Consider the following 26,105-nt stretch of genomic DNA (forward strand, 5'->3'; position numbering starts at 1 on the left):
ACAGTTCATTGATCAACTAGGCGAGCAGGCCCACGCGACGCAGAATCCGTCTACGGAGTCGCACGATGCCGAGTTTCCGGAGGCGTTTCTGGCGTTCATGCGGATCGACGCTGACTGTTGTGGCCCGACTGCGAATCGCAGGCCTGGCATCGCAGGCGGTCACCAGTCCAGCCCCGCGTCGATGGACACCTCGCCCGCCGACCGATATCCGTGAAAGCCACCGACCGCGGCGCCCAGCGTCAGACCGACGAGCCCGCCGATCCACCCGTCCGGCCACCCGAGCAGCCAGACGATCAACAGGACAATCGGATAGGTGGGGAGCGCTGTGAGCACCAGCCACCACACCGGGCCGATCATGAACGCGCCTTTGCCTATCCCTTCGAACGCGAAGCCCAAGACCGCCAACCCGACCGCCGTCCTGGCCAGCAGTCCGAGGATGGCGACGGTGACCGCCACAAGTACCCCCTGGACCAGACCGTTCGTTGCGTTGGGGAAGCGCTCCAGCAGCCACCCGCCGGCCGGAGTGACCTGGACGACAGCCAGCGGCATGGCGACAAGTATCAAGGGCACCGCCAACACCGCCACCCCGGCGACAGACCAGGCGACGCGCAGAACGGCGACGCCGAGTCCGCGTAGAACGCCCCGCACGTGCTCGATCGCGACAACGATGGGCCCCAGCCCGAGAAAGTACGCGGCGAGCGTGGCGCCGACCCAGCCGACGTAGCCCCCGCCGCCGCCGAACACCCACCCGGCCACGCCACCAACCGCCGACCCCAGCACGGCGCCAACCAACTCCGTCAGGTCGTGATGACGGTTGATCGGCGCTTCCGCTACTCGGCGCATCCGGGTCATCATGAACCGGGCTGTCAACTGCGTGACCGTCCGCGACAACCGGAGCTCCGAGCGGACCTGGCCTGATGGAACTGTGCGCGATCAGGAGCAACGGCGCATCGCCGAGCACCCGTTCCGGACGGCGCTCACAGGTCTGCGCGGTGTTCGGGACCAGACCTCGACGTGAACAGTTCGTTGTCACCTCGCCTGCCGTGCGGTCACCCATCGGCCCCGGGTGGTACACCGTGCTGTTCATCCTGGTCAGCGCGCCGCCACGGCATCAGACGGGGCATTGGATGCGGACCTTCGGACGCACGTTCCTCAGGTGTCCTGACGTGTGTCGGCGGACCTGCTCGTCCCAGACCTCCTGGTCGTAGTCCGGGTCCGATGGGACCGGCGGTCAACGCCTCCTGTCCCAGGAACTCCTTGAAGAGTCGGCAGAGGGTCGAGACGGCCTGCCTATGGTCCGTATCGCTGGCAAGGCGGTCCTCCGTGGCACCTTCACCGAAGGTCTCGGCCAGCACCAGCAGCGAGAAGGTAAGAGGGCTGCCGTGATGACGGTCGGACAACCACCGTTGGAACGCCGCCAGTTCGTCGCGACCACGCGCGAGGGCGAATCCCGTCAGCGCCGCGAACGCCCGCTCGTACCTGGGTAGCCCGACATACAGGCCCAGACGCTGATCCAAATGCCACAAGAACTCTTCCCAGGTCACTGTGGGGATTGTCCCGGACGCTCGACCGTCCAGTTGTGGACGAACGGCGGGCCGGCCGGATCGGGCTCTAAGCGAGGTCAGAGGGCCTGGTGGCGCGCTTCTTGACTCGGTTCGGATGGCATCGATGCGGTACTTCGCTGCTGTACTGCCGGCTTCGACAGCTCGGCCCCCCTGGTCCATCCGAGGAACCGGCGGTGCAGCGCGCCGGCCGGCGTCCAGGGCATGTCCTCGGTCGCCTGAACGAGGTAGGACCCGAGGTAGAGAGCCAGCGACACTGGAGCATCCGCGTACTCCGCCCGCAACTCCAGCCTCCGGGCCCGGCAGGGCCAGGGTAGGCCGCAGCCACCGCAGCTCCAGATAGGCATAACCGGGCCGTGGACGGTCACCGCACACCCGCCGGGAGGCCGCCGGTCATCGCCCGTGCCGGCGGGCTGGTCGACCAATCAACCTGCCAGCACGGGTACGGCGTGAGCCAGGCCCACCCTGTCCGGCAGTCGCTGCCAATGTCGCGCAACCCTCGGACGTGCACCGCGATGATCGCCTGCCGCTGCCCGCTACTCACTGCTCACCGTCGTGGGGCCAGTGGCCACGATGGATCGGAATCCGGTGCCGGGCACGGCAGGGCAAATCCGCTCCGCAGCGGCAGACATGCCGCCAGAGCCGCCACGACCACACCGGCCGATGCCTGCGGGCGAGAGTCAGCGCGGCGGCCGAGAGGTATTCGTCATACGAGACGCGTCGCATGGACCTCTCCCTCGTTCGAGCACGAGGACGACTTCCTGCCCTCAGCGCTGAGGGGACGCGGCGGCCAGGCGATACCCGGACCGCCCACCGCACCCCGTGAGCAAGAAGCTACGGTGGGTCGCGAGGCGGAATGGGTAAGGTTCCTACCCCTGGATCACGAGAGCAGCCCGACCTTGAGCGCAAGGTCGCGGGCATCGTCACGAGTGGAACGCGGGCCGTCGAGCAGGTCCACGGTGATCTGACGGGCGTACCCGTTGAAGCGGATCGTCTCCGGGGCCGACTCGTACGCCTGCCGGAGAGCCGTCACGGCCGCCTCCTTGTCGTCCTTGCCGTAGTGCGCCCGCGCAACCTCGATGAGATGGCGTGCCCGGCGAGGTCTCGACGGGATTGCCGCCAGATCATGACGGCGCGCCTGTCGCACCGCCTCACCGGACTTCTGCAACTCCACCGCCACGGTTACCGCATGAGCGCCCATGATCACCTGCGAGAACGACGTCTGCGGCTGGTAGAAGCCCTGCGGCAGGCGCTGCGCCACCCGATCCGCGCGGTCCCAGTACCGCCAGGCCCGGCCTTCCTCACCAGCACGGGCGGCGGTGTAGGCAGCCTCGAAGTTCAGCGCACCCCAGAGTGCCAACAGGTTCGTGTTCCCGTCGGCCGCGCGCGGCTCCAGCGCCGACAGGAGGTCCAGGGTCACCGCCATCGCGGTGTCCCAGTCGCCGGCATCCCGATGCACCTGGCACAGGAACCATCCCGCGCACGCCACCGCCTCCGGGTCGCCGGACTCCTGCGCCGCCACCATCGCTCGGTCAGCGACCCGCCACAACAACTCCGCAGCGGGTTGGTAGGCAAGGAACATCTGCGTCAGCCCGAGCGCCTCCGCCAACAGGGCCTGAGCCCGCCGGCGCTCATCGCCCTCGTACGCCAACGCGGCGCGCTGCACGTCGCGCAGCAGCCCCGGCAACAACCCACCCAACACCGTCCGGTGATCCGACGCCTGATGGCGTGCCCGCCATGCCGCCGCAAGCCGCTCCCCCAGGCTCGTCAACGACTCCGGGGAACCCTCGTCGGAAATTGCGAAGCGGTTCACCGCGTCCCGGACGGACGCCAGCGCCGGATGCTCCGGCCCGTTGACCACAGAAGATCGGGCACTCAACTCCCCGGCCAAGGCAGACACCTCGACCTTGAGAGCACGCGCTATGTGATCCAGCATGTGAATGCGCGGCGGCAGGATGCGATCGGTCTCCACTGCCTTTACCCACTCGGCGCTGCGCCCCACCAAGCCGCCGAGCACCGCGCGGGTCTTACCGGACCGCTCCCGGTAGACCTTCAACCGCTGCCCGAAAGTCAACTCCGGCAAGGAATCCATCCCGGACCTCCTCATAGCGCGGGATGCACCGTCGACGTCCAAGCCGCCGCGCCACCAACGCTACCGGCCTGCCTGCCGCCTCATAAGCCCTCACACGCCGTACGTTTCCACGTCGACAACCCGAGTCCGCGAACCCTCTTGCTTGCACATTCTGGACGCCTCGCGCAGGACGGTTCGCGCGGCGCCTAGCCTCTCCGACATGGAGCAACTGCGCGACCTTGGCATCCGGCTGGCGATGGACGAGCCGATCGGCGATGACCTGCCAATGGCGGCTGCTCATGCTCTGACCCGAGGCGTCGACTCTCCGAGCTTGCGTGAGCTAGCTGGCCTTTCGAAGGGCCAGTCGCGGGACGCCGTCGACCTGTTCCGGCAAGCCATGGATGAGCTGGGCTGTCCGGTCCCGGGCAAGAGCGGCGCGCGGCTATACCTCATGCACCAAGCGGCCGCGAACATCCTTGCCGGGAAGGGTGATCCTGAGGATCTGGCGCGCGAGATCTACTGGCACGCCTGCTACTCCGGACGGCCGGAGCTGCGAGAGGTCGGCGATCACTTCCTAAAGTTGTACGCCGGATGGGGCGCAACCTACAAGGAGCCGGAAGAAGCGGTGGCGGCCATGAAGGCAGCAGCGAGTTCCTTTCTCCGCCACTCCCCAGCCTGAGCGACCATCCACTACGGCGGGGCGGTCTAGAACGGCTAGACTCCTTGACCCCCGATCGAGCGCACCGGTGCTGCTGCGTGCGTCGTCACCCTCGGTACCCGCCAACCCGTGCCGCGTCCAGGCAAGGACATCCGGTTCTGCCGATGAGCGGATGCCCATCAAGTGCCACATTCTCACGTCAGCTGCCCGCACGGGTAAGGGAGGCCACACGCGATGCAGCGGAAGGGACGCGCTACCAGGCATTCCTTGGGAGAGGTATCAGTTCGGAGCGCGAAGACCCGCTAGCAGTAGTTTGCCGAGCCTTCGAATCAGCACAGCGCTTCTTTCGGGCGGCAGCGCCCGGAAGGAAGCGATCGCCAAGAGACCAGCTCGGACGTCTTCGACCGCGACACCTTCGCGGAGAACTCCCGCGGCGTGTGCCCGTCCGACGAGCGTTTCGAGGGCTGCTGCGTGCTCGTTCCGCTCCCGTCTGAACGCGAGTCCGGCTTCGTGTGATCCGAGCAGCGCCTCGTTGAGCCCTCGGTCCTGCATCTGCCGGTCTGCGAACCGCAGAATGGTGCCGGAGAGCGCCCGCCACGGATCAGGATCCACCAGCGCCTGACGCATCTCGGCACTGCACACAGCGACCCGCTCGGAGAGCACCGCCGTGATGAGGTCCGCCCGGGTCGGGAAATGCCGGTAGACGGTCGCGACACCAACACACGAACGGCGAGCCACCTCCCGGACGGGTACCTCAAGCCCACCCTCGGCGAACGCGCCGCGCGCCGCGCTCACGACGCGTTCACGGTTTGCCCGAGCGTCCGAGCGCTCGATCCGAGACATCCGTTACCCCTGCTCTCTCACTTCGACCGCATCTGGAACACCTGCTCCGTTTTGTCGTTACGGTACTGCGGAGCCGGATCGTCCGGCCAGGAAAGGAAGCAGTGTTCGCACTTCAGTTCCACCAGTTCGGCGGCCCCGAGGTTCTCCAGGTCGGCAGCGCCGACACGCCACACCCCGGCGCCGGCGAGATCCGCGTGCGGGTGAGAGCAGGCGGAGTCTCGCCAGCCGATCTCGGCCTCCGGTCCGGGACCACCCCGATGAGCACACGACTGTCGCTACCACACATTCCGGGCATCGACGCGGCCGGAGTCGTCGACGTGGTCGCACCCGGTGTCACGGGTGTCGCCGCGGGCGACGAAGTGTTCGGCACCGTGAACGTCGCCCGGCTCGGCGGCGCCCACGCCGAATTCGCGGTACTGCGGCTTTGGACTCACAAGCCCGCCGCGATGCCGTGGACACAAGCCGGAGCCGCAGGATCAAGCATCGAAACCGCCACCCGGGCGCTCGACCTCCTCGACCTTCGCGAAGGAATGACCATCGTCATCGACGGCGCCGCCGGCGGTGTCGGCAGTGCCGCCGTTCAACTCGCCGCCGCACGCGGCGCACACGTCATCGGCACCGGACGGTCCGACAACCACGCCTTCATCACCGAGTTGGGCGCGACCCCGACCACGTACGGCCTGGGCCTTCCCCATCGCATCGCCGCACTCGGCGTGACCAAGGTCGACCGCGCTCTCGACATCGCCGGCGCGGGCTCGCTTCCGGAACTGATCGAGATCACCGGCGCCCCCGCGAAGGTGGTGACCCTCGCCGACTTCAACGCGGCCCAGCACAGCGTCCGCATCTCGACGGGACAGCTCGGAGGCGAACCCGACGGACGCCATGGCCTTGCCGAGGCGGCGGCACTGTTCGTCGAGGGCCGCTTCCGGATGCCGATCGAGGCAATGTTTTCCCTCGATCAAGCTGCCGCCGCGCACACCACCGCCGGCGAAGGCTCCCGCCGAGGCAAGATCGCCCTCATCGTCAGCGGCGACCGGGCAGGCACATGACGATCCGCAAGGCGACTACGGAGAGCAAAGATCATCATACTAATCTGCCGCTCCTGGCGGGCTGGTGTTCATCGTCTGCGGTGACGCACGGTGATGTATGACTACCTCTCCTGCTTCCGCTTCCCACGTCGAACTGGCCGATCAACTCGTTGTGCGCGCCGCGGTGTCCGCCTTCCTGGGCCGTTACCGTGGCCAAACTCGCGTCCACACCGAGTCCGACCTGCGAGTCTTCCTGCGCTGGTGCGCCGACCACTCCGGCTGCCTCCGTGTCGGGGATCATGTCACCGCGCTGCCGGATCATCTGGATGCCGAGGTACGTGCGCGGGCGTGTGCGACAGTGGTTCATGCCGTTGAGCACGTACCACCTCAGAACTTCGATCGCCGTGTCCGACATACAGCGGGCGGTCGCGTTCTACGAAGGCAAACTCCGCCTACAGGCGCTGCGGTCCGGCCCCAGCGCCAACATCGCCGACGGCAGCCGTGTCTACGGTTCTGGTGGCGTGCCAGCACTGAATGTGTACCAGTCGGTCAGTGCCGGAAAGACCCCGGCGACAGTAGCGACATGGTACGTCGAGGACATCGACCAGATCGTTGACGAACTCGTCTCGTTCGGCGTCGAGTTCATCCGGTATGACCAGCTCGAACACGACGCCAAGGGAATCACAGCTCGGGCCGGCGGTGGACGTATCGCGTGGTTCCAGGATCCAGACGGCAATACCTTTGCCCTCGAAGCCGACGTCTGACGGCCGGGCGTCCGCCCCAGAGTCGCCATGCAGGTGCTGAGGCACGCCCGCTTCTCCGTGACGATGGAGATCTACACGCAGGTATCAAACAAGGCGACCAGAGATCCCCTCAAACGCCTTGGCGAATCACTCGGCCACTGACACCGTTGCTGTACTTAGCTGCTGTACGACAGCAGAAAGTCCACCTTCCGATATCGGGAAGCGGCCTCTTACCTGGGTGCGGAAGACGCCAACACCAAGCCCGAACCTGCCACTACCGACGACACGGCTACCTCGTACGGGCGCATGTGAGGATGCCTAGATGGAACAGGCACTGAGTCGGCGGGCGGCCTCGGACGCGATCAGCGACCAGGGATGGCGGTATTTGCTAGGCGCGTTGCGCACCTCGGTCCCCGTCAGCTCATTGGTCCAGGCAACCGAGGTGGCGGCGCGCGTGGTGGCGACGTGCGGTAGTGACGCCGATGGACACCTGCGCGCTGACATCCGGCCGGACCGGGTCGTCTTGACCCTGCAGTCGTTCGGTCAGGCGACGCTTACCGCTTGCGATATCGACCTTGCGCATCGGCTTTCCGCCGCCATGCGGAAAGCCGGGCTACGGACAGCGCCTGAGATTGGCACGGGAGCGCCGCGGTCGGTCCAGCTCGTGGAGATCGCTATCGACGCGCTCGACATCGCAGCGGTACGGCCGTTCTGGAAGGCCGTGCTGGGCTACACGGACGAGGCGGGAGCCGACGGTCCCATGGATCCGATCGTCGACCCGGTCGGGCAGGGTCCGGCGATGTGGTTTCAACAAATGGATCAGCCACGCCCGGACCGGAATCGCATCCACCTCGACATCTGCGTCCCGCACGACGAGTCACCACGGCGGATCGAAGCCGCGCTGGCGGCCGGCGGCCGGCTTGTATCCGCGTCCCATGCTCCCGCCTTCTGGGTTCTCGCCGATATCGAGGGTAACGAGGCTTGTGTGACGACCTGGCAGGGCCGAGACGATTCGTAGACCGGGCTGACGGCTGAAGGCCTCCCCGGGTCCGATGGATGACTACTTGACTATTCACGGCGATTGCTATGCGTAACGTCACGGAATGCAGCCGAACCAGCTACCCACCGAGCAGCCTCCTCGGCCCCCACTGGTGTCCGTCCATCCCGACGAGCCGCCCCGCCTTTCCGGGGACGCCACCGCTCACCCTGCACCGGCGCAACCATCAGTCCCGCTCCCGGATCAGACACTGTCCGCGCGTCTGGCGCACTGGATCGCGGCCGATCAGGTGGTCGCCGACGTGGTGAGAGCTCTCGAAACCAGATACGACATGCCACTGAGGGTGGGCCTTCTCCACACGCCCGTCGGCAGCGACCACCTGCCGGGCATCAACACCATCGTCCTGTCCCCGAAGTACGCCGCGCCTGAGTTCGTCGCCGTCGCGGACAAGCTGATCCTGTACCGGTTGGCCACGGCATTCGAGCACCTCGGCGTGAACACACTCAAGAAGGACGCGCTTCAGGAGCGCAACGCCGTGCAACAACGGCTGTGGCGGTTGGCCAACCCGCTCCAGAATCCGCCGCCGGCGGACGTCTACCGGTTCTACCACGGCACCAACCGGTGCAACTACTACGGTGACGGCATCCAGACCGCGGGGCTGATGCCGGGCAAAGCCGGCAGCGACATCGGTTGCAAGCGCTGGGAGAAACACGACGTCACCAGGGAGAGCAAGGACAAGGGCTGGAACACCGTCACCCTCGACTTCAATCTGGCACTGTCCTACGCCCGGCAGCACACCGAATGGGCCATGGGGAAGAAACGCAACGAGCCGACCCTGCGCGACGTCGCCGACGAGGGCGGGCTCGTCCTCGCCTTCGACGTGCCGAAGAACGACGTCGACGGCAACGACGCGTGGCGCCACGACCACAGCGGCGACGCGAACAACTTCCAGACCAGGGAAGAGATACCGGCGCAGAGGATCCGGGTGGTGGAGGAGTTGGGTATCCCAGGGCCGTTGGAGGCCGTCGCGCCACCGCCGACATCCCTCCAGGCCCCGACGCCCACGAGCAGCTCGGCGCCGGGCATGAGGCGACGCCTCTACCCAGGACAGGAAGTCAGGAAGTGACCTCGTTCCCGGCGGCGCACCCGCACCGATCGCGGTGGTGCCGACGGGTTGCTCACCAGACGTGCCGGACGGTTCCACTGCGTGCTCCGCGTCCGCGCCGGCACCACGACATCGAGCGGCACCTACCCTGAAGCCGTGAACAAGCGACGGCGAAAGAAGCTCGCCAAGCGCCTGATGGAGGCGGTGCTCCGCGAAGACGCAAGGGTCGCCAGTGCCCTCCTGCGTCTCGGCGCGGACCCCAACGCGGCCGACCGCGAGGGCACGACCCCGCTCTACCAGGCATCCGTGCACGGCGCGGTCGATCTCGTGCGGCCTCTTCTTGCCGCCGGTGCCGCACCGGACATCGAAAGCGGGCACGGCCAGGAGGGAACGCCCCTGTGCGCCGCGGCGGCCTGGGGACACACCGACGTCGTGCAAGAACTTCTCGCCCACGGCGCAGACCCGAACCTTCGCGAAGACCGAGGAACCGGCTACTCCCCACTGGACTGGGCGCTACGCGGCGACCACTCACAGACAGCCGATCTGCTGATGGCCGCAGGCGCCTGCTCCACCGCCGCTGACATCCGAGACGCGGCCTAGTAGTGCGCGTGTACCTGCGTCACAGGATGTCCAAGGATGGCACCGGTAACGGCGAGTTCTTCGTCGCTGAGGTCCCAGACACCGCGAGCCCAGTTCCTGGCGCTCAGCTCGAACCGCGCGAACCCCACCGGCGCTTCGAAGCGCAGTTCGGGCAGCGTGAGCGCGGCCCGGCAGCAGGGAACAGTAACGTCCAGGTCGTCGATGGTCGGTTCGCCGACCCACCGCCCGCCGTTTCGCGCGATCAGCACATCCCAGAACCAGTCCAGCCCGATCGCGGCGGCGCACCGGGGACAGAAGACGTTCTCCATGTACTCGCCGCCGTCGATCAATGTGATGCGGTCGTAGAACACCGGCTCGACCACCTCGACATGATCGCCTGGCCGGGCGAACAGACCAGCGACGTATTCCGCCGCGGGGGCGGCCGCCTCGGCCGTCGGCTGCCACTCCGGGTCTGTCGGGATCACCCGAATATAGAGATCGCTCATCTCGCCCTTCGGCCGCCAGGCTGCTGCATCAAAGATGTCATGGTGGCCGTCGACAAGAACGGCCGGGAAGCCCCGTGCAACGAGGTTGGCTGACCTGATTCAGCCCTGAGGAGCAGGGCGCAAGGGCTCACCATTGAGCTCGGTTGCTCCACCTAGGCTCCACCAGAGCATGCCGTCAATGGTCAGGTACGGATACCAGACGTCTACCGCGCCACCGGTCTCGAGGGCGGCGGCGACCGTCGTCAGGTATGCCTCCAGCGACGGCCAGGCGTCCGAGAAGTCTGCGGGGTTGCTGGTAGGCGCCCACCCCACGTTGGCGAATCCGGGTCCGGGTCGCAGGTCGATGACCTGAAGACCGCAGTCGCCGTTCCCGAATGGAAGCCAACGCTCATGCCACCACGGCTCTGACTCGGCACCGTGCCGAGCGAAACCATCGACGTCGGGTGCGATATCCATGCGCATCTGGCGATGCTCCACGATGCCGACGACGGAGAGCGGAGCCGCTTCCGGCAGGATGTTCGCCCACTCTGTGAGGCCGTCGTGCCGGCGCAGCGACTCGACAAGTTCGGTGGGAAACGACAGGCCGAGCTCAGCTTCGGCGGCGGTGATCGATTCCTGGGCCGCTGGTGGGGCCAGCACATCGATGCTCGCGGGCGCGTGTCGTCGCAACCAGCCCTCGATCCGAACCCATGCCTCCGTCACTGGTGTCACAGGCGAAGTGTAGGTAGCCGTTCGTCGAGCCGGCGATCCGTCGGCAGCGAACACACACCGACAGGACCGTGCGCCACCCATCAATGTGGCGCGATCCCGGCACTGTGACGGCCGACGACCCGCGACCCCGGGAACAGAAGCCATGCTGGGAACAGCGAGCGCTCCGGTACCCACGAGCAGCCTCGCTCAGCCGACGACGTCCACCACCACTTTGCCGTCAGTGGTGCCGCCGGCGACCAGCCGGTGGGCGTCCATGATCGTGTCGAGTGTGAACGGACGGGGATCCAGTCGCGGCCGCAGGGCGCCGGCCTCGGCCAGCGCCGCGATCTCCCGCAGAATGTCGCCCTGGTGGTCGCGGCCGCGCCCGGTCAACATCGGCAGCAGGGTGAACACCCCGGAATAGGTCGCTCCCCGGAACGACAGCGGGGCGAGCGAGTGCGACCCCCAGCCCAGCGCGCTGACCACGTGCCCGTGGTAGGTGCGCACCGCCGCGAACGAGGCGTCGAGGGTCGGACCGCCCACGTTGTCGGCGATGACGTCGAACCCCTCGCCCCCGGTGTACCTCTGCACGTACTCCTCGACGCTTGTCGAGGTGTAGTCGATCGGCACCGCGCCCAGGCTCTCGATCAGGTGCATGCTCGCCGGCCCGCCCGTGGCGTACGCCTCGGCACCGCGCGCCCGGGCGAGTTGGACGCCCACGTAACCGACGCCGCCGGCGCCGCCGTGCACAAGCACCTTCTGCCCGGCGCGGACCCCGGCCCGGTCGACAAGCCCCTCCCAGGAGGTGATCGCCGCCAGGGGCAACACGGCGGCCTCCCGCATCGAGAGGGTGGTCGGCTTGCGGGCCAGGAGGCGGGCGTCCACGGCCGCGTACTCGGCCAGTGAGCCCTGGAGGTCCCCCACGCCCCCGCACAGCCCGTACACCTCGTCCCCCGGCGCGAAATCCGTCACCTCCGCGCCGACGGCCGCGACGACGCCGGCAAGGTCCAGGCCGAGCACCGCGGGCAGTTGGATGCGCGCGTGCGCGGCCTTCCCTGCCTGGATCTTCGTGTCGAGCGGGTTGACCCCGCTGGCGACGATCCGGACCAGCACCTGCCCGCGCTCGGGGGTGGGCCGGTCGATCTCCTCGACCGTCAGCGGAACGTCGAACTCCCGCAGCACCGCAGCGCGCATAACCACCCACACTCTCCGTGTCGAGGCTTCACGTGGACGTTATCCGACTGCGTTGACGACGGGGCGGCTTCCTCGAACCGGACCGGCCAGCGCCACAGCGGGCGGACCGAGCGTGTCAGCCGTCGAACAGCGCGCGCCGCTGCGGGCACGGCTGGCCAGGGAATCTGTCCGCCCAGCGCGGCGTGGCGCGACGGCACGCGTCCTCATCGTCGACTTTTGTCATTTGAGGAAGAAGATCGCGACCTCTTGAAAAAAGTCTCACGGCGGTGAGGATATCCAGATGCGTCGTCTTCCCCAGACTTGCGGCCGGGTGGTCTCGGGCCTCCTCGCGCTCCTCCTCGCCTCGGCGGTCGCCCTCCTCGTGTCCGCCCAACCCGCCGCGGCTCACGGGACTCTCGCCAGCTCCACACCGGCGAGCGGCGCCACGGTGGGCGAGCCGTTGACCTCGGTGCGGCTGTCCTTCACCGAGAAGGTCGCCGCCAACGCGTACTTCACGATCACCGCGCCGGGTGGCACCCGGGTCGACAACGGCTGGTCGTACGGGGAGCCGAAGCCGCTGGAGAAGCCGGTGCGGGAGTACTTCCTGGTCGACGGGAAGTTCGAGCCACGGGAATACACGACGGGGTTTCCCGCAGTGGTGACCGTCGCCCACCTGCCCGCCAAGGGCCAGTACTCGGTGAGCTACCTGTCGCTCGCCTCGGACGGCGACCCCGTGCGGGGCACCCTGACCTTTCGCTACAACGGCCGGACGACGGCCGCCCCGCAGGGGTGGAACCCGCCGTCGACCCAGCCGGACCCGGCGCTGGTGGCCGCCGCCGAGCAGCACAACACGTCCGGGGGCGCCTCGGCGGTGCCGACCACCGCGGCCGATCCGGTCGCGGTCGCGACGGCCCCTGCGAGCGAGTCGACCGAGGAGAGCGGCCCCGGAGCACTGGCCTGGGCCGGCTGGGCGGCGGCGGTCGCGGCAGCCGTGGCGGTGGCCGGATTCGTCGGTTGGCGTCGCCGATCGGCTTCCGCCGGCAAACCCGCCGGCCGGGGCCGTACCTCGTCGGCGACCTCGGGTCGACGCGGCGGCGGCGCCCGTTCCCCGAACAAGGCCGGCGGCGGCAAGCCCGGCGGCGGCAGCGCCAGCGGCGGCAAGGCCGGCGGCGGCAAGGCCGGCGTCGTCGCGCAGGCCGCGGGCGACAAGCGGCGACCCACCAGCGTGCCGGCCGCGCGCAGGGGCGACCCGGTCGTCTCGGCCCGCACGGGCGTCGCGGTCGAGCCGACGCCGACCGGGCAGGGGGCGGAGGCCCTCGCCACCACGGACGGCGATCCGACTGTCGGCTCCGAACCCCGGCCCGACACGGACCTCGCCGCCGTGACGCCCGGGTCGCGGCTGAGCAACACCCACCTGGCGCTGCTCGTCGGTGGGCTGGTGGCGGCCCTGCTTGCCGGTTTCGGGCTGGCCCGTCTCGGCGTCGCCAGCGACAGCCCCGCGGCCAGCGGCGGGCGACAGCCCGCGGGGGCCGCGCCCGCGTCGGGACAGGCGATGTCCGCGACCGACGGGCACCAACACCCGGCGGGCACCGGGCCGCACACGCATCGGGGTGACGGCGCAACGGGCGAGACGCTGGCGACCGGGACCATGGTCAGCGCCGGCGGGTACACCCTGCAACCGCTGGAGCGGTCCCAACCACCTGGGGTACGCACGGACTACCGGTTCCGCATCGTCGGGACCGACCGGCAGCCGGCGACCCGCTTCGCGGTCGTCCACGACAAGCCGTTGCACCTGATCGTTGTCGGCCGTGACCTGTCCGGCTACCAGCACCTGCACCCGACGATGGCGTCCGACGGCACCTGGAGCGTCCCCCTGACGCTGGCCCGGCCCGGCGGCTACCGCGTCTACGCCGACTTCTCCGTGACCGCGGCCAACGGCACGCAGCTGCCTCTCGTGCTGGGCGTCGACCACACGGTGCCCGGCGCGCACGCCCCGACCGCGCTGCCGCCGGCGCAGGCCCAGACGACGGCCGGGCCGTACGCGGTGTCGATGAACGGCACCCCGACGGTGGGGGTGACGGCGCCGATGCATTTCCAGGTCAGCGCCGGCCCGACCACGCCGGCGCAGTTGGAGCCGTACCTGGGCGCGTACGGGCACCTGGTCGTCGTCCGCGAGGGCGACCTCGGGTACGTGCACGTCCACCCCGAGCCGGAGCTGGTCGACGGGTCGGTCAAGTTCTGGCTGACCGCCCCCAGCTCGGGCCGGTTCCGGGCCTTCTTCGACTTCCAGATCGCCGGCACTGTGCACACCGCCGAGTTCACGATCAACGTGCCCTGAGACCGGAACTTTCTCCCCGTCGCGGCCGACCACCCAGCCAGCAGCGATCATCGGAGGAAGAACACATGCGCACCACCAGCCCGCTCGGTTCACGCCGCTCGGCCATCGTCCTCACCGCCGCGATCCTGGCGGTGGGCGTCACCGGTTGCGACTCGTCCGACGCCCCGGCGGCGGCGCGGCCGGGGCCGTCCGGGTCGGCCTCGGCCAACCCGGACGCCGGTGTGCTCGGCATTCGTGACCCGTGGGTGAAGGCCGCCGACAAGGGGATGACGGCGGCCTTCGGGACCCTTGTCAACGACGGCGACAGCGATGTCACGGTCACCGGCGTCGCGACCTCGGTGTCGTCGATGGAGCTGCACGAGATGGCCATGAAGGACGGCACGATGGTCATGCGGCAGAAGCAGGGCGGCATCGTCATCAAGGCCAGGGGCACGCACGCGCTGGAGCCCGGTGGCGATCACCTGATGCTGATGAACCTCACCAGGCCCGTCCGGGCCGGCGACGAGGTGACCTTCACCCTGGCCTTCGCCGACGGCCGGACCCAGCAGTTCCGCGCGGTGGCCAAGCCGTTCACCGGCGCGCAGGAGAGCTACGCCCCCGGGCACGGCGAGCCCATGCCTGGCAGGAGCGCGACGCCGGGGATGAGCATGAGCCCGGCATCGTGACCGAGACGTCACCCGTGCGGCCGGTGAGCAGGCGTGGCCTGCTCACCGGCGGGGCTCTCACCGTCGGCGGTGCCGTGGCCGGCGGTGCCGGGATCGCCGTGGCCCGCGCCGGGAAGGCCGGCCCACCGTCGGCGACAACTGCCGACCCAACGCTGGCGGCGACCGTCGGCGGCCTGGTCGAGCCGTTTCACGGTGCCCGGCAGGCCGGCGTCGCCACCGAACCGCAGGCGCACGCGGCATTCGTCGCGTTGACCCTGCGGGCCGCCACCGACCGGGCCGCGCTGAGTCGGATGCTGCGACTGCTCACCGACGACGCGGTCCGGCTCACCCGGGGCCAGCCCGCGCTGGCCGACACCGAAGCCGAACTCGGGCTGCTGCCGGCCCGGCTGACAGTGACCTTCGGGTTCGGCCCCGGCCTGTACCGGGCCGCCGGTGTCGACGATCGGCGCCCGGCCTCGGTCAACGACCTGCCCCCGTTCCGCGTCGACCGCCTCCAGCCGGCCTGGTCCGGCGGCGACCTGCTGGTGCAGATCTGCGCGGACGACGCGGTGACCGTCGCCCACGCCCAACGAGTCCTCCTCAAGGACAGCCGGCCCTTCGCCACCGTCCGGTGGGTCCAGCGGGGCTTCCGGCGCAGCCCCGGCGTCGAGCCGGACGGCCACACGCAACGCAACCTGTTCGGCCAGCTCGACGGCACCGCCAACCCCCGGCCCGGCACCCCGCTGGACACGGCCCTCTGGGTGCCGGACGGCCCGGCGTGGCTTCGCGACAGCACCACCCTGGTGGTGCGGCGCATCAGCATGAACATGGAGACCTGGGACCTGCTCGGCCGCGCCGATCGCGAACTCGCCATCGGGCGGCGGCTCGACACCGGCGCCCCGTTGACCGGCACCGCCGAACACGACGAGCCCGACTTCGCCGCCACCGGCCCCGACGGGCTCACCGTCATCCCCGACTTCTCCCATCTCACCAGGGCCCGGGTCACCGACGACCGGCTGAAGATCCTGCGCCGGCCCTACAACTACGACGGTGTGCCGACGGCCGAGGGTCACGCCGACAGCGGATTGATCTTCACCTCGTACCAGGCCGACATCGCCCGGCAGTTCCTGCCCATCCAACGCCGGCTGGCCGAGCGGGACCTGCTCAACGAATGGACCACGCCGATCGGGTCCGCCGTCTTCGCCATCCCACCGGGATGTCCGCCGGGTGGCTGGGTCGGCGAGCAGGTGCTCGGATGACCGCGCCGACCGGAGACCGCACCAGGTGCGTACGGCTGCTCCGCCCCGCCGCCGTCCGGCTCGGCGCGGCGGTGCTCGCCGTCGTCGTGGCGCTGCTCATCCCAGCCGCCCCGGCCTGGGCGCACAACTCGCTCACGGCGTCGACGCCGGCTCGGGACGCGACCCTACCGAGCGCGCCGACCGAGATCGCTCTCGAATTCCTGCAACGGCTCGACCCCGGTTTCACGACCATCGTGCTCACCGACGCCGCCAGCCGGAAGCTCGCCACCGGCGAGCCGGTGGTCACCGGGGCGAGGAGCACGGTCCCGGTGACCGACACGCTGCCCAACGGCAGGTACACGGTCGCCTACCGGGTCGTCTCCACCGACGGACACCCGGTCCAGGGGTCGTACCCGTTCACGGTGGCCGACCCCACGTCCGGCGCCGCGCCGGTTGCCGACGCCGGTACGTCGGCGGCCACCCCGTCCGCCGTCGCGGCGGTGAAGAGCGGCGGTGGCCCGGGTGCCGGCGTACTCGTCGCGGGTGCCGCGCTGGCCGTCCTCGTCGTGGTGGCGGCCGGGCTGCGGTGGCGGGTCGGGAACCGGCAGCGCCGGTGACCCGACTACCAGAGAGGGCCGACGCGACACACCACCGGGCGACCAGACCAGTACGGGAAGGGCCTTCGGGTGCTTCCCAACTCTTCCGATCGGATCACCATGTCTCTTACCGAGTTGTCCGGCACGGCGACGCCAGAACCGACCACATCCGAGAGGACCGCCCGGCCGCCCCGGCGTACGTCACCGTTCGGCGTGCTGCTGCTGCGACTGCACTTCTACGCCGGCATCCTCGTCGCTCCGTTCCTGGTGGTCGCCGCGCTGACCGGGCTGGCCTACACCACCACCCCGCAGCTCGACGCGATGCTCTATGGCGAGCAGCTGACCGTCGCCCAGGTGGGTGAGCGTCAGCTCCCGTTGGCCGAGCAGGTCGGGGCCGCCCGCAACGCGCACCCCGCCGGCAGCATCACCGCCGTACAGCCCGGTGACGGCGACCGGACCACCAAGGTGGTGTTCTCCCTGCCGGAACTCGGCGAGAAGCAGCACACCGTCTACGTCAACCCGTACACCGCCGAGTCCCAGGGGCAGCTCACCACCTGGTTCGGCTCCACGCCCGCCGCGACCTGGCTGGACGACCTGCACCGCCACCTGCACCTGGGCTCGGTGGGTGAGCACTACTCCGAGCTGGCCGCGAGCTGGCTGTGGGTGATGGCGCTGGGCGGGGTCGTCCTCTGGTGGCGTCGATGCGGCGCCGCCCGAGCCACCGCCCGGCACCTGCTCGTGCCGGACCTGTCCACGGGCCGGGGCGTTCGCCGCACCCGGGGTTGGCACGCCACCACCGGCGTCTGGCTCGCCGTCGGCCTGCTCTTCCTCTCGGCCACCGGCCTGACCTGGTCCCGCTACGCCGGCGCGAACTTCACCTCCGGTCTCGACGCGCTCGACGCCCGCACGCCGGAGATCTCCACAAGCCTCGCCGCCGTCCCCGTCGAGGCGGGCGGCGGCCACCACCACGGTGACGCCGGGGAGGGCGGGACTGTCGAGTCGGCGGCCTTCGATCGGGTCCTGACAGTCGCCCGCGACGCGGGACTCTCCGGACCGGTCGAGATCGTCCCCGCACCGGAGCCGGGCCTCGCCTGGACCGTCACGCAGACCGACAACACCTGGCCGGTCGCCAAGGACCGCGTCGCCGTCGACCCGGCCGCCAACACGGTCACCGCCCGCAGCGACTTCGCCGACTGGCCCCTGCTTGCCCAACTGAGCGGCCTCGGCGTCCAGGCCCACATGGGTCTGCTCTTCGGCCTGGTCAACCAGATCCTGCTCGCCGCGCTCGCCCTCGGGCTGCTCTGCGTCATCGTCTGGGGCTACCGCATGTGGTGGCAACGCCGACCCACCCGCACCGGCCGACGCGCCCTCGCCGGCACCCCGCCGGCCCGGGGCGGCGTACGCGGCCTGCCGCTCTGGGCGCTGCTCATCGGCGTACCGGTGACCGTGGCGATCGGCTGGGCGCTACCCCTGTTCGGGCTCACCCTGCTCGCGTTCCTCGTCATCGACGTCGTCGTGGGGGCGGTGTCTCGACGCCGGCGACCCACCCAGGCGCCCACCTCGCCGGCACCCGTCAGGAGTTGATCCGCCGGTCCGGTCGTCACCGGGTCAGATAACCACCTGTTTGGTGGTCGGCAGCTCGTCGACTATCGACTTCGGCACGTTGATCGTGTCCGCGATGACCTCGTGGGGTGTGTTGGCCATCCACTGCATCACCGAGATGTCCTCGAAGCGGGGATGCCGGAACATCTCCAGGAACACCAGCGGCTCGTCACCGGTGTTCTCGATGTAGTGGCCGTACGCGAACGGCACGTAGCCCACGTCGCCGGCCTGGAAGTCGAACGTCCGGGCGGCGGCCTGCGCGGCGAAGACACCCATCCGACCGGTCCCGGAGATGTAGTACTGCCACTCGTCGGTGGTCGGGTGCCAGTGCAACTCGCGCATCCCACCGGGCTCGACCTCGACGAGCGCGGCAGCGGTGGTCACGGACGCGGCGAAGTTCGTCGAGTCGGTGACCCGGACCGTTCCGCCCCGGAAACGCTGCGGCGTCTGCGCGGTCATCCGGTGTTTGAAGCTGCGCGGGATGTCGCCGGTGGGGCTGATCACCCGGTCCTGTTGCAGGGACGGTGGGACGTCGCCCTGGAAGATGTACTTCTCCCGTTCGGGCAGGTTCTCCATCTGCTCCATCGTCCAGCCGAAGTTCTTCGCGAGGACGTGCCGAGGTGTGTGGGCGAAGAAGTCGCTGAGCAGGAACGTGTTGTTCTCCGAGAAGGCGCCGTCGTCGAAGACCAGGAGGAACTGGGCGCCGTCGGCGAGCGCCTGGATGTTGTGCGGCACGCCCTGCGGAAAGAACCACAGGTCACCGGCCTTGACGTCCTCGATGAAGTTGCGTCCTTCGTGGTCGACGGCGCTGATCCGGCAACTGCCGCTGAGCATGTACGCCCACTCCGACTGCTGATGCCAGTGGATCTCCCGGTACGCGCCCGGCTCCAGGCCGAACTGGACACCCGCCAACTGGGTGGCGACGGGAAGGTCGCGACTGGTGACCTCGCGGGTCCAGCCACCCTTCTCCACCCGGGTGTGCGCCTGGGAGAACGAGAACTTGAGGTTGGGCACCAAACGGCTGTCGGTAGTGGGCGGCACCAGCAGATCGGGGTTCTGCCGCTCGAGGGCGACGTTACGGCCCGCGAAGGGCGGGGCCCCCTGGTCGCCGCGGCGCGGCTCGGGATCGCTGTTCACCATGATCGCTGTCTCCTTACTTCCGGTGGGCCCGGACTGGGCGCGGGAAGGGATCCACTTCGCGGGCGTAGCCGGGACGGCAGCCCCAGGAAGGCGCGCACCGCCGGCCAGCCGTACGCCGCCGCGATCGCGGCGGGAACCGCCGCCGCGGTCGCCACCAGCACGAGGCGGGTCCACGGCGGAGCGTGTCCACCCGCCCCGGTGCCGGCGAAGAGGACGAGAGCCAGCATGACGACCCGGAGTCGGTACCGGCCGGGAAGCTGGGTCGGTGGGGTCATACTCTCGATGATCGGGGCCCAACCGTCGTCGTCGCATCGCGTGATCGCGCCATTACCGCAGGTCAGATAGGGGACGGCGGGGGCCAACCAGCGCAATCGGGCCGGTTCGTCGATCCGGTCGCCCGCTCCGGACGCCGTGGCTAGGCTCGGTCGCAGGACGGCATGTCGACGCGCCGGGTGACCACCGGGGAGAACGCCATTGTCCGAATCATCCCTCGACGCCGGCACGTTCCCGGCTGACGACTTCGCTGACGCCGAGCAACAACGGCGCGCACTGTTCGCCGCGGCGGACCAACTCCGGCTCGCCGGGCGCGGGACGGAGGCGCTGCGCGTCCTGGCGGCGGAGATCGCCGAGCGCCGGCACGGCGACCACCACCGGGCGCAGGTGCTCGGGCAGCTGGCACAGATCGCGGCACGGGAGCAGCCGTCGATCGCCCTCGCCGGCCTGTGGGAGGCGCTCGACCGGGGCCTGGACGATCGCAGCCGGAGCACCCTGCTCGCCATTGTCGCCGCGATCGCGGCGCGCACCGGCCATCCGGACGCCGATGCCCTGCTCCGGGACGCGGGCACCGCGCACGCCGCCGCGGGTGACCACTCGTCCGCTCGCCACCTCGCTCTCGGTCGGGCGGCCCGCTCGCTGTCGCACGGAGACCTCCCGGGTGCCGACGCCGTGCTGGCGGCCCTGGACCCGGATGCCCGGGTGGCACGACGGGACGCCACGGCCATCCGGGCCGAACGCGTTCTGGTGCACCTCGGCCTGGGCCGGCACCAGGACGCGCGGAGCGCGACGGCGTCGGACGGGACGACGTCGCCCGGCATCCCGGTGAGCGGCAGACTGGCCGCCCTGGACTGCCTACGGATGGTCGCGGTGGGAGAGTTGCCCGAGGCGGGCGCGCTGGCGGCCACGGCGCTCGGGTCGGACTCGACGGACCTCGGCCCGGAGGTGCGCGCCCTGCTGGTCGCGGTGACCGCCGAGGTTCGCTACCGCCGCGGCGAACACGACGCCGCCCGCGCCGTCCTGCGCCCGTGCCTCCGGGAGAGACGGTGGCCCGACAGTACGACGTGGACGCCGGCGTTCTGTGTCGCGGTCCGCGACCCCGCCCTCAGCGAGCCGGCGCGCCTGCTCGACAGGGCGGTCGCGGACCTGCACCGGTCGGTTCGGTCGCTGTTGCCCGTGCCGCACTTCGGCCCTCGACTGGTGCGCGCGGCGATGGCCGTTGGCGACACCCAGGCGGCCCGCCGGGTCACCGAGCTGGTCGAGCTGGTGGCCACCCGCACCCCGGTCCCGCTGTGGCACGCGCTGGCCGCGCAGACCCGGGGTCTGCTCGACGGCGACGCGGACGCGCTGCGATCGGCTGTCGACGGGCTGCGGACGACCGCTGCCCGGCCGGCGCTTGCCGACGCGTTGCTCGACCTCGCGAACAGCCAGCGACCGCGCCCGGCCGAGGCGTGGGACGCCGCGCAGGAGGCGGCCGCCCTCTACGCCCGGATCGGCGCGCCGGGTGACCAGGCGACAGCCGACCGGCGGTGTGTCGAACTCGCCGCCACCCCACGGCACCGGCCGTCGACCGACGAGCCGCCGCGGACCGGTTTCGGCGCGCTCACCCCGGCCGAGGAACGGGTGGCCGAGGTGCTGGCGGCCGGCGCCACGAAGAAGGAGGCGGCCGGAACTCTCTTCGTCTCCTTCCACACCGTGGACACGCAGCTCCGCTCCATATATCACAAGCTGGGTATCCACAACCGGATGCAGTTGGTGCGCGCCTGGGACCGGCACAAGGCGAGAATCGGCTGATGACCGACCCGACCGACCTGACCCCGCTCGCCGAGGGCGTGGAGTCCGAGTTCATGTACGCCTACGAGTCGCGGATGCCCGAGCCGGCGTACACCGAATTGGGGGTCGTGACCACGCGCATCGGCGGCGGCGTCGCCCTCGCCATGCGCAACGACCCCTCCGGTGGGTATTGGAGCAAGGCCCTCGGCTTCGGCGTCACCGAGCCGTTCACCGTGCAGATCCTGGATCGCGTCCTCGACTTCTACCGCGAGCACGGTGTGGACCAGGCCGTCCTCCAGCTCGTCCCGGCGGTCCTGCCCAAGGGCTTCGACGAGGTCGCCGCCGCGCGCGGGCTCGCGCCGGGTAGCACCTGGGTCAAGCTCGCCGCCCGACCGGGTGACGTCGCCGCGGCGCGGACCCGCCTGCGGGTCGGCCCGGTGCCGACGGCCGACGCGCGACGCTGGGCCGACGTGGTGCTCGCCGGCTTCGGCATGCCGGCCGGTGGGCTCACCGACATGCTGGCCGCGACAGTGGGCGAGCCGGCCTGGCGGCCGCACGCCGCGTGGGACGACGACGCGCTCGTCGCGGGCGGCAACCTGTTCCTGCACGGCGAGTCCGCCTCGCTCAACGCGGCCGCGACGGCGCCCGGGCACCGCGGCCTCGGTGCGCAGTCGGCGCTGATCGCCGCCCGCGCCCGAGCCGCGGCCGAGGCCGGGTGCCGGTGGCTGTTCGCCGAGACCGGGAAACCCGCGCCCGGTACGCGGAACCCGTCGCTTGACAATCTGCGCCGCGCCGGTCTGGTGCCCCGCTACGAGCGCCGCAACTGGGTCTGGCGGTCAGCTCCCTGACCTACCCGTCACTTCTCGCTGTCGAGCAGGTCCATCATCGGCGCCGCGTACCGCTGTCCGGAGGCGGCGCCGGCCGGCACCGCACGCTCGATCTCGTCCAGGGCCTCCCGGTCCAACACGAGGTCGGCCGCGGCCAGCGACTCGGTCAGCCGGTCCCGCCGTCGCGCGCCGACCAGCGGCACGATCTGCTCGCCTTGCGCCGCCACCCAGGCGATCGCCACCTGGCTCGTTGTCGCTCCCAGCCGCTGCGCGACCCGGCCCAGCGCGTCCACGAGGCGCAGGTTCGCGGTCAGGTGCTCGCCCTGGAAACGCGGGCTGTTCGCCCGGAAGTCCGTGCCGGTCAGCTCGCGGTCCGCCGACCAGTGCCCGCTCAGCAGACCTCGGGACAGCACCCCGTAGGCGGTCAAGCCGATGCCCAGCTCCCGCAACACCGGCAGGATCGCGGCCTCGGGGCCCCGGGACAACAGCGAGTACTCGATCTGGAGGTCACTGATCGGCGCGACGGCCGCCGCCCGGCGGATGGTGTCCGCGCCCACCTCGGAGAGCCCGATGTGCCGGATGTAGCCGGCCTGCTGCATCTCCCGCAGCGCGCCGACCGTCTCCTCGACCGGCACCTGCGGGTTCAGCCGGGAGGGCCGGTAGATGTCGATGTGGTCGGTGCCCAACCGGCGCAGCGAGTACGCCAACCGGTCCTTCACCGCCGCCGCCGACACGTCGTACGGCACTGCCTGGAACCCTCCGTCGGGCGTCCGGCGCGCGCCGAACTTGACGCTGAGCACCACCTCGTCCCGACGGCGCTCGCGCAGCACCCGACCGATCAGCATCTCGTTGTGACCCGAGCCGTAGAAGTCCCCGGTGTCGACCAGGTTCACGCCGGCGTCGATGGCCGCGTGCAGGGTCGCCACGCTCTCCGCCTCGTCGGATGGTCCGTACAGGTCCGACATGCCCATCGCGCCGAGCCCGATGATCGACACCTCTGGCCCGGAGGCGCCCAGCCGTCGCCGTGGTAGAGCCGTCATGGTTCTCGTCTCCTTCGGTCGCCGTCGCGGCGCGTCCCGAGGACGGGCACCGCTGTGTACGCTGTGTCCATATAACCACTCTGTAGACATGCTGTCCATATAACCGGGAGGACCCGTGGCCCAGCTCACGCCGGACGCCCACACGCCACCACGCCGTGGTCGCGGCCGTCGGCCCGCCAACCAGGTACGCGCGGAGATCCTCACGGCGGCCGGCGATCTCCTGCTGGCCGAGGGCATGGCCGGCTTCACCATCGAGAAGGTCGCGGCCCGGGCGGGGGCCAGCCGGATGACGATCTACAAGTGGTGGCCGTCCCGGGGTGCGCTCGCCCTGGACGGCTACTTCACCGTCGTCGCCCCCACGTTGGCCTTCCCCGACACCGCGGACATCGTCGCCGACCTGACCAACCAGCTCGTCGCCTTCGTCCACCTCGTTCGGGACACCTCCGCCGGCCGGGTCATCAGCCAACTCATCGGCCAGGCCCAGACCGACCCGGAACTGGCCGCCGCCTACCGGGAGCGCTACTCCGGCCCCCGCCGCGCGCTGGCCGTGGAAACCCTCACCAGAGCCATCGCCCGTGGGCAGCTGCGCGCCGACATCGACCCGGAATCCGTCGTCGACCAACTCTGGGGCGCCTGCTACCACCGGCTCCTGGTCCCCGACCTGCCACTGACCGAGGACTTCGCCCGCACCCTTGTCGACAACCTCATCCGCGGGCTGCGCTGACGAAACAGGGTCGCGGGGCGTTGCGAACGTCAGGCTGGGCACTGCCGCGGGCTCACTCGGGCGGCGTGGTCCCCGACTGCTCGCTCACCAGGTACGCCGCGTACCAGTCGGGCCAGTTGTCGTCCCGCTCCCCGGTGCGCTTCTCGTGCTCGCCGTGGGCGGCCGCCGCGCGTCGCAGCGCGCTCGCCAGGTCGCTCGCCGAGCCGAACGACGTCAGCCCGCCCTCGACGCGCCCCGGCAGCCTGGTCGTGATCTCCTGCAGAAGCCACGTGTTGCCGTCCGGGTCGCGGAGCGTGGCGCGCGAGACGTAACTGCGCCGATCGGGGTCCGGCCCGTCGACCGGACCGTCCGGGGTGACGTGGAAGACGTCGCCGACCTCGACACCGGCGGAGACCAGGGCGTCGTGGGCGGCCTCGACATCGGAGACGATCAGGTACGCCATGGCCGAGCCGGGCGCCGCCGACGTGAGCCCCGCACCGAACTGCACCGAGCAGCCGGAGCCGTGCGGCGTGAGTTGGACGATGCCGGGCGGCGTCTGGTCGAGCCGCCACCCGAGACGCAGGTAGAACGCCTTCGCGCGGTCGACATCCGACACCGGGATGACGATCACCTCAAGTTTGACGTCGACGTTCTCGATGCTCGCGTCGCCCCTGGCGCTCTTCGGGCTCATCGCGTTCCCCTCCCGGTCGCTGCTGTTTGTTTGGTGGTCCTCGTGGCCCGGCGCACCCCGAGCAGTGCGACGAGGGCGAGGAGGATGACGGCCACTGAGTACTCGTCGGCGGTCTGCGGCAGGCCGCCCGCGTAGACCACCAGGAAGCCGGCGATCACCGTCGGGAGGCCGAACCCGACGTAGCAGACGATGTAGAGCAGCGACAGGACGCTGGAGCGCTCGTGCGCCTCCACCAGCGGCGTGATCGTCTTGAGGCTGCCCTGGAAGCCGCCACCGAAGCCGACGCCGCCGAGCGCGAGACCGACGAAGAATCCCGGGACGGACTCCGCCATGACCGACACCAACGTGACGATCATGCCCAGCACGAGGGCGACGATCCCGGTCACGATCACCGTCCGGGCGGCGGCGTTGCGCAGCAGCACGACAGCGACCGACCCGAAGACGGCGAAGACGAAGAGGACCAGCCCACCGACCACGATCGACGTGTTCATGAGGCTGCGCACCAGCGCCGGTCCGAGCGCGCCGAAGAAGCCGGCCAACGCCCAGACCGCGAACAGCACCGGAACGACGACAAGCAACGGTTCGCGGACGGCGCGCGGCAGGGTGATCTCCGGCCGCAAACTTCGGCGCGCCCCCGGCATCGGCGTGACCGTCTCCGGCATCAGCGCGATCCCGACGAGTTGGATCAGGAGGATCACCAGGAGGACGACGTACACCAGCCGGGTCGGCGCGGGCAGGAAGTCGATGAGCAGCGCCGAGAGCAGGGCGCCGCTTCCGGTGCCGAGGCCGGGGGCGATCGAGTTCGCGAGCGTGCCGCGGGCCCTGTCGATGTCGAGCATCCCGGCGCCGACGGCGCCGGTGGCGGCACCGGCCGCGAGCCCCTGGAGCAGCCGGGCGACAAGCAGCGTGGGTACGCCGTTGGCGACGATGAAGACGACGAGCGAGAGCATCTGCACCACGATCGCCACCGCCAGGACCGGTCGGCGACCCACATGGTCCGACAACTTGCCGAACGTGAGCAACGACGCCAGCACCGCGAGCGCGTAGACGGCGAACACCACGGTGGTCGTGACCGGTGAGAAGTGCCAGCGTTCCTGGTAGATGCCGTAGAGCGGGGTCGGCGCGGCCGACGCGGCCAGGAACGACACGAGAATCGACGCCAGCAGCACCAGGGAGACGCCCGGTGAGAGTCGGGTCCTCCCGGCGATCGGCATGTCGGTGCTCCTCGGCTGCGGTGCGGACGGTGGAACCCGGAGATTTTGCTGGTGGGCGACGGCCGGGTACC

27 protein-coding genes and 1 pseudogene are annotated in these 26,105 nt (G+C 70.2%); 15 read left to right on the forward strand and 13 right to left on the reverse strand.

What is annotated here, in order from left to right; all coding sequences use genetic code 11:
• Nucleotides 1–159 precede the first annotated feature (159 nt).
• The 4 genes from ACQPWW_RS20655 to ACQPWW_RS20670 all read right to left on the reverse strand — a co-directional run bounded on the left by ACQPWW_RS20655 (nt 160) and on the right by ACQPWW_RS20670 (nt 3,654).
• Nucleotides 160–852, reverse strand: a complete 693-nt coding sequence (locus ACQPWW_RS20655) for a hypothetical protein (RefSeq protein WP_433124811.1) — start codon at nt 850–852, stop codon at nt 160–162.
• 197 nt (nt 853–1,049) lie between these two features.
• A complete protein-coding gene (locus tag ACQPWW_RS20660) occupies nt 1,050–1,544 on the reverse strand; it encodes a hypothetical protein (protein WP_433124813.1) in 495 nt (164 codons plus the stop codon).
• A gap of 77 nt (nt 1,545–1,621) precedes the next feature.
• A complete protein-coding gene (locus tag ACQPWW_RS20665) occupies nt 1,622–1,930 on the reverse strand; it encodes a hypothetical protein (protein ID WP_433124814.1) in 309 nt (102 codons plus the stop codon).
• Nucleotides 1,931–2,442: 512 nt separating this feature from the next.
• Nucleotides 2,443–3,654 (reverse strand): helix-turn-helix domain-containing protein, encoded by a 1,212-nt coding sequence (locus ACQPWW_RS20670; protein ID WP_433134455.1) that lies wholly within the window; start codon nt 3,652–3,654, stop codon nt 2,443–2,445.
• Between the two features lie 199 nt (nt 3,655–3,853).
• Between ACQPWW_RS20670 and ACQPWW_RS20675 the strand changes: the two genes are divergently transcribed.
• The gene (locus tag ACQPWW_RS20675) at nt 3,854–4,312 is read left to right on the forward strand and encodes a hypothetical protein (RefSeq protein ID WP_433124816.1); all 459 of its coding nucleotides are present in this window, start codon (nt 3,854–3,856) and stop codon (nt 4,310–4,312) included.
• Nucleotides 4,313–4,570: 258 nt separating this feature from the next.
• On the opposite strand, the gene ACQPWW_RS20680 is transcribed toward ACQPWW_RS20675, so the two are convergent.
• Complete coding sequence (locus tag ACQPWW_RS20680) at nt 4,571–5,134, reverse strand: TetR/AcrR family transcriptional regulator (protein WP_433124817.1); 564 nt, start codon at nt 5,132–5,134, stop codon at nt 4,571–4,573.
• A 101-nt stretch (nt 5,135–5,235) separates the two neighbouring features.
• Between ACQPWW_RS20680 and ACQPWW_RS20685 the strand changes: the two genes are divergently transcribed.
• The 6 genes and pseudogenes from ACQPWW_RS20685 (at nt 5,236) to ACQPWW_RS20710 (ending at nt 9,607) form a co-directional block, all read left to right on the forward strand.
• Nucleotides 5,236–6,183, forward strand: coding sequence for an NADP-dependent oxidoreductase (locus ACQPWW_RS20685; protein ID WP_433124818.1), 948 nt, complete (start codon nt 5,236–5,238; stop codon nt 6,181–6,183).
• A gap of 344 nt (nt 6,184–6,527) precedes the next feature.
• Nucleotides 6,528–6,926, forward strand: a complete 399-nt coding sequence (locus ACQPWW_RS20690) for a VOC family protein (RefSeq protein WP_433124819.1) — start codon at nt 6,528–6,530, stop codon at nt 6,924–6,926.
• Nucleotides 6,927–6,935: 9 nt separating this feature from the next.
• A pseudogene (locus tag ACQPWW_RS20695) lies at nt 6,936–7,067 on the forward strand (site-specific integrase); the annotation flags it as partial.
• A gap of 160 nt (nt 7,068–7,227) precedes the next feature.
• Entirely contained in the window at nt 7,228–7,923 is a 696-nt protein-coding gene (locus tag ACQPWW_RS20700; RefSeq protein WP_433124820.1) for a VOC family protein, read from the forward strand.
• Nucleotides 7,924–8,008: 85 nt separating this feature from the next.
• Nucleotides 8,009–9,028: a hypothetical protein gene (locus ACQPWW_RS20705; RefSeq protein ID WP_433124821.1), complete on the forward strand. Its 1,020-nt coding sequence runs from the start codon at nt 8,009–8,011 to the stop codon at nt 9,026–9,028.
• 135 nt (nt 9,029–9,163) lie between these two features.
• Nucleotides 9,164–9,607 (forward strand): ankyrin repeat domain-containing protein, encoded by a 444-nt coding sequence (locus ACQPWW_RS20710; protein ID WP_433124822.1) that lies wholly within the window; start codon nt 9,164–9,166, stop codon nt 9,605–9,607.
• On the opposite strand, the gene ACQPWW_RS20715 is transcribed toward ACQPWW_RS20710, so the two are convergent.
• From ACQPWW_RS20715 to ACQPWW_RS20725, 3 genes are all read right to left on the reverse strand, one after another.
• On the reverse strand, nt 9,604–10,092 hold the full coding sequence (locus tag ACQPWW_RS20715; RefSeq protein WP_433124823.1) for a hypothetical protein: 489 nt from the start codon (nt 10,090–10,092) through the stop codon (nt 9,604–9,606). The two genes, ACQPWW_RS20710 and ACQPWW_RS20715, sit on opposite strands and share 4 nt — an antisense overlap.
• A gap of 99 nt (nt 10,093–10,191) precedes the next feature.
• On the reverse strand, nt 10,192–10,803 hold the full coding sequence (locus tag ACQPWW_RS20720) for an SMI1/KNR4 family protein (RefSeq protein WP_433124824.1): 612 nt from the start codon (nt 10,801–10,803) through the stop codon (nt 10,192–10,194).
• 186 nt (nt 10,804–10,989) lie between these two features.
• Nucleotides 10,990–11,976, reverse strand: a complete 987-nt coding sequence (locus ACQPWW_RS20725) for a zinc-dependent alcohol dehydrogenase family protein (protein WP_433134457.1) — start codon at nt 11,974–11,976, stop codon at nt 10,990–10,992.
• A 280-nt stretch (nt 11,977–12,256) separates the two neighbouring features.
• Here ACQPWW_RS20725 and ACQPWW_RS20730 point away from each other — a divergent pair, with 280 nt between their 5' ends.
• From ACQPWW_RS20730 to ACQPWW_RS20750, 5 genes are all read left to right on the forward strand, one after another.
• Nucleotides 12,257–14,293: a copper resistance protein CopC gene (locus tag ACQPWW_RS20730; protein ID WP_433124825.1), complete on the forward strand. Its 2,037-nt coding sequence runs from the start codon at nt 12,257–12,259 to the stop codon at nt 14,291–14,293.
• Between the two features lie 65 nt (nt 14,294–14,358).
• Nucleotides 14,359–14,958, forward strand: coding sequence for a copper chaperone PCu(A)C (locus tag ACQPWW_RS20735; RefSeq protein WP_433124826.1), 600 nt, complete (start codon nt 14,359–14,361; stop codon nt 14,956–14,958).
• 23 nt (nt 14,959–14,981) lie between these two features.
• Nucleotides 14,982–16,196, forward strand: a complete 1,215-nt coding sequence (locus ACQPWW_RS20740) for a Dyp-type peroxidase (RefSeq protein ID WP_433124827.1) — start codon at nt 14,982–14,984, stop codon at nt 16,194–16,196.
• Complete coding sequence (locus ACQPWW_RS20745) at nt 16,193–16,792, forward strand: copper resistance CopC family protein (RefSeq protein WP_433124828.1); 600 nt, start codon at nt 16,193–16,195, stop codon at nt 16,790–16,792. The genes ACQPWW_RS20740 and ACQPWW_RS20745 overlap by 4 nt, the downstream gene beginning before the upstream one ends.
• A gap of 99 nt (nt 16,793–16,891) precedes the next feature.
• Entirely contained in the window at nt 16,892–18,355 is a 1,464-nt protein-coding gene (locus tag ACQPWW_RS20750; protein ID WP_433134459.1) for a PepSY-associated TM helix domain-containing protein, read from the forward strand.
• Nucleotides 18,356–18,379: 24 nt separating this feature from the next.
• Here the strand turns inward: ACQPWW_RS20750 and ACQPWW_RS20755 are convergent, their stop codons facing one another.
• Together ACQPWW_RS20755 and ACQPWW_RS20760 are read right to left on the reverse strand one after the other, a co-directional pair.
• Nucleotides 18,380–19,513 carry a cupin domain-containing protein gene (locus ACQPWW_RS20755; protein WP_433124830.1) on the reverse strand — a complete coding sequence of 378 codons (1,134 nt, stop codon included), beginning with the start codon at nt 19,511–19,513 and terminating at the stop codon, nt 18,380–18,382.
• The gene (locus ACQPWW_RS20760; protein WP_433124831.1) at nt 19,507–19,788 is read right to left on the reverse strand and encodes a hypothetical protein; all 282 of its coding nucleotides are present in this window, start codon (nt 19,786–19,788) and stop codon (nt 19,507–19,509) included. The genes ACQPWW_RS20755 and ACQPWW_RS20760 overlap by 7 nt, the downstream gene beginning before the upstream one ends.
• Before the next feature lie 199 nt (nt 19,789–19,987).
• On the opposite strand from ACQPWW_RS20760, the gene ACQPWW_RS20765 reads away from it, so the two are divergent.
• Together ACQPWW_RS20765 and ACQPWW_RS20770 are read left to right on the forward strand one after the other, a co-directional pair.
• Entirely contained in the window at nt 19,988–21,580 is a 1,593-nt protein-coding gene (locus ACQPWW_RS20765) for a LuxR C-terminal-related transcriptional regulator (RefSeq protein ID WP_433124833.1), read from the forward strand.
• Nucleotides 21,580–22,407, forward strand: a complete 828-nt coding sequence (locus ACQPWW_RS20770; protein WP_433124834.1) for a hypothetical protein — start codon at nt 21,580–21,582, stop codon at nt 22,405–22,407. Before ACQPWW_RS20765 ends, ACQPWW_RS20770 begins: the two co-directional genes overlap by 1 nt.
• A gap of 8 nt (nt 22,408–22,415) precedes the next feature.
• Here ACQPWW_RS20770 and ACQPWW_RS20775 read toward each other — a convergent pair whose 3' ends face one another.
• Entirely contained in the window at nt 22,416–23,426 is a 1,011-nt protein-coding gene (locus tag ACQPWW_RS20775) for an aldo/keto reductase (RefSeq protein ID WP_433124836.1), read from the reverse strand.
• Between the two features lie 115 nt (nt 23,427–23,541).
• Here ACQPWW_RS20775 and ACQPWW_RS20780 point away from each other — a divergent pair, with 115 nt between their 5' ends.
• Nucleotides 23,542–24,150, forward strand: coding sequence for a TetR/AcrR family transcriptional regulator (locus ACQPWW_RS20780; protein WP_433124837.1), 609 nt, complete (start codon nt 23,542–23,544; stop codon nt 24,148–24,150).
• Between the two features lie 52 nt (nt 24,151–24,202).
• On the opposite strand, the gene ACQPWW_RS20785 is transcribed toward ACQPWW_RS20780, so the two are convergent.
• Both ACQPWW_RS20785 and ACQPWW_RS20790 read right to left on the reverse strand, forming a co-directional pair.
• Complete coding sequence (locus tag ACQPWW_RS20785; RefSeq protein ID WP_433124839.1) at nt 24,203–24,820, reverse strand: VOC family protein; 618 nt, start codon at nt 24,818–24,820, stop codon at nt 24,203–24,205.
• On the reverse strand, nt 24,817–26,034 hold the full coding sequence (locus ACQPWW_RS20790; protein ID WP_433124840.1) for an MFS transporter: 1,218 nt from the start codon (nt 26,032–26,034) through the stop codon (nt 24,817–24,819). The genes ACQPWW_RS20785 and ACQPWW_RS20790 overlap by 4 nt, the downstream gene beginning before the upstream one ends.
• Between the last annotated feature and the right edge of the window lie 71 nt (nt 26,035–26,105).

Origin of the sequence: Micromonospora sp. CA-240977 (assembly GCF_050942285.1) — a bacterium.
Classification (GTDB): Bacteria; Actinomycetota; Actinomycetes; order Mycobacteriales; family Micromonosporaceae; genus Micromonospora.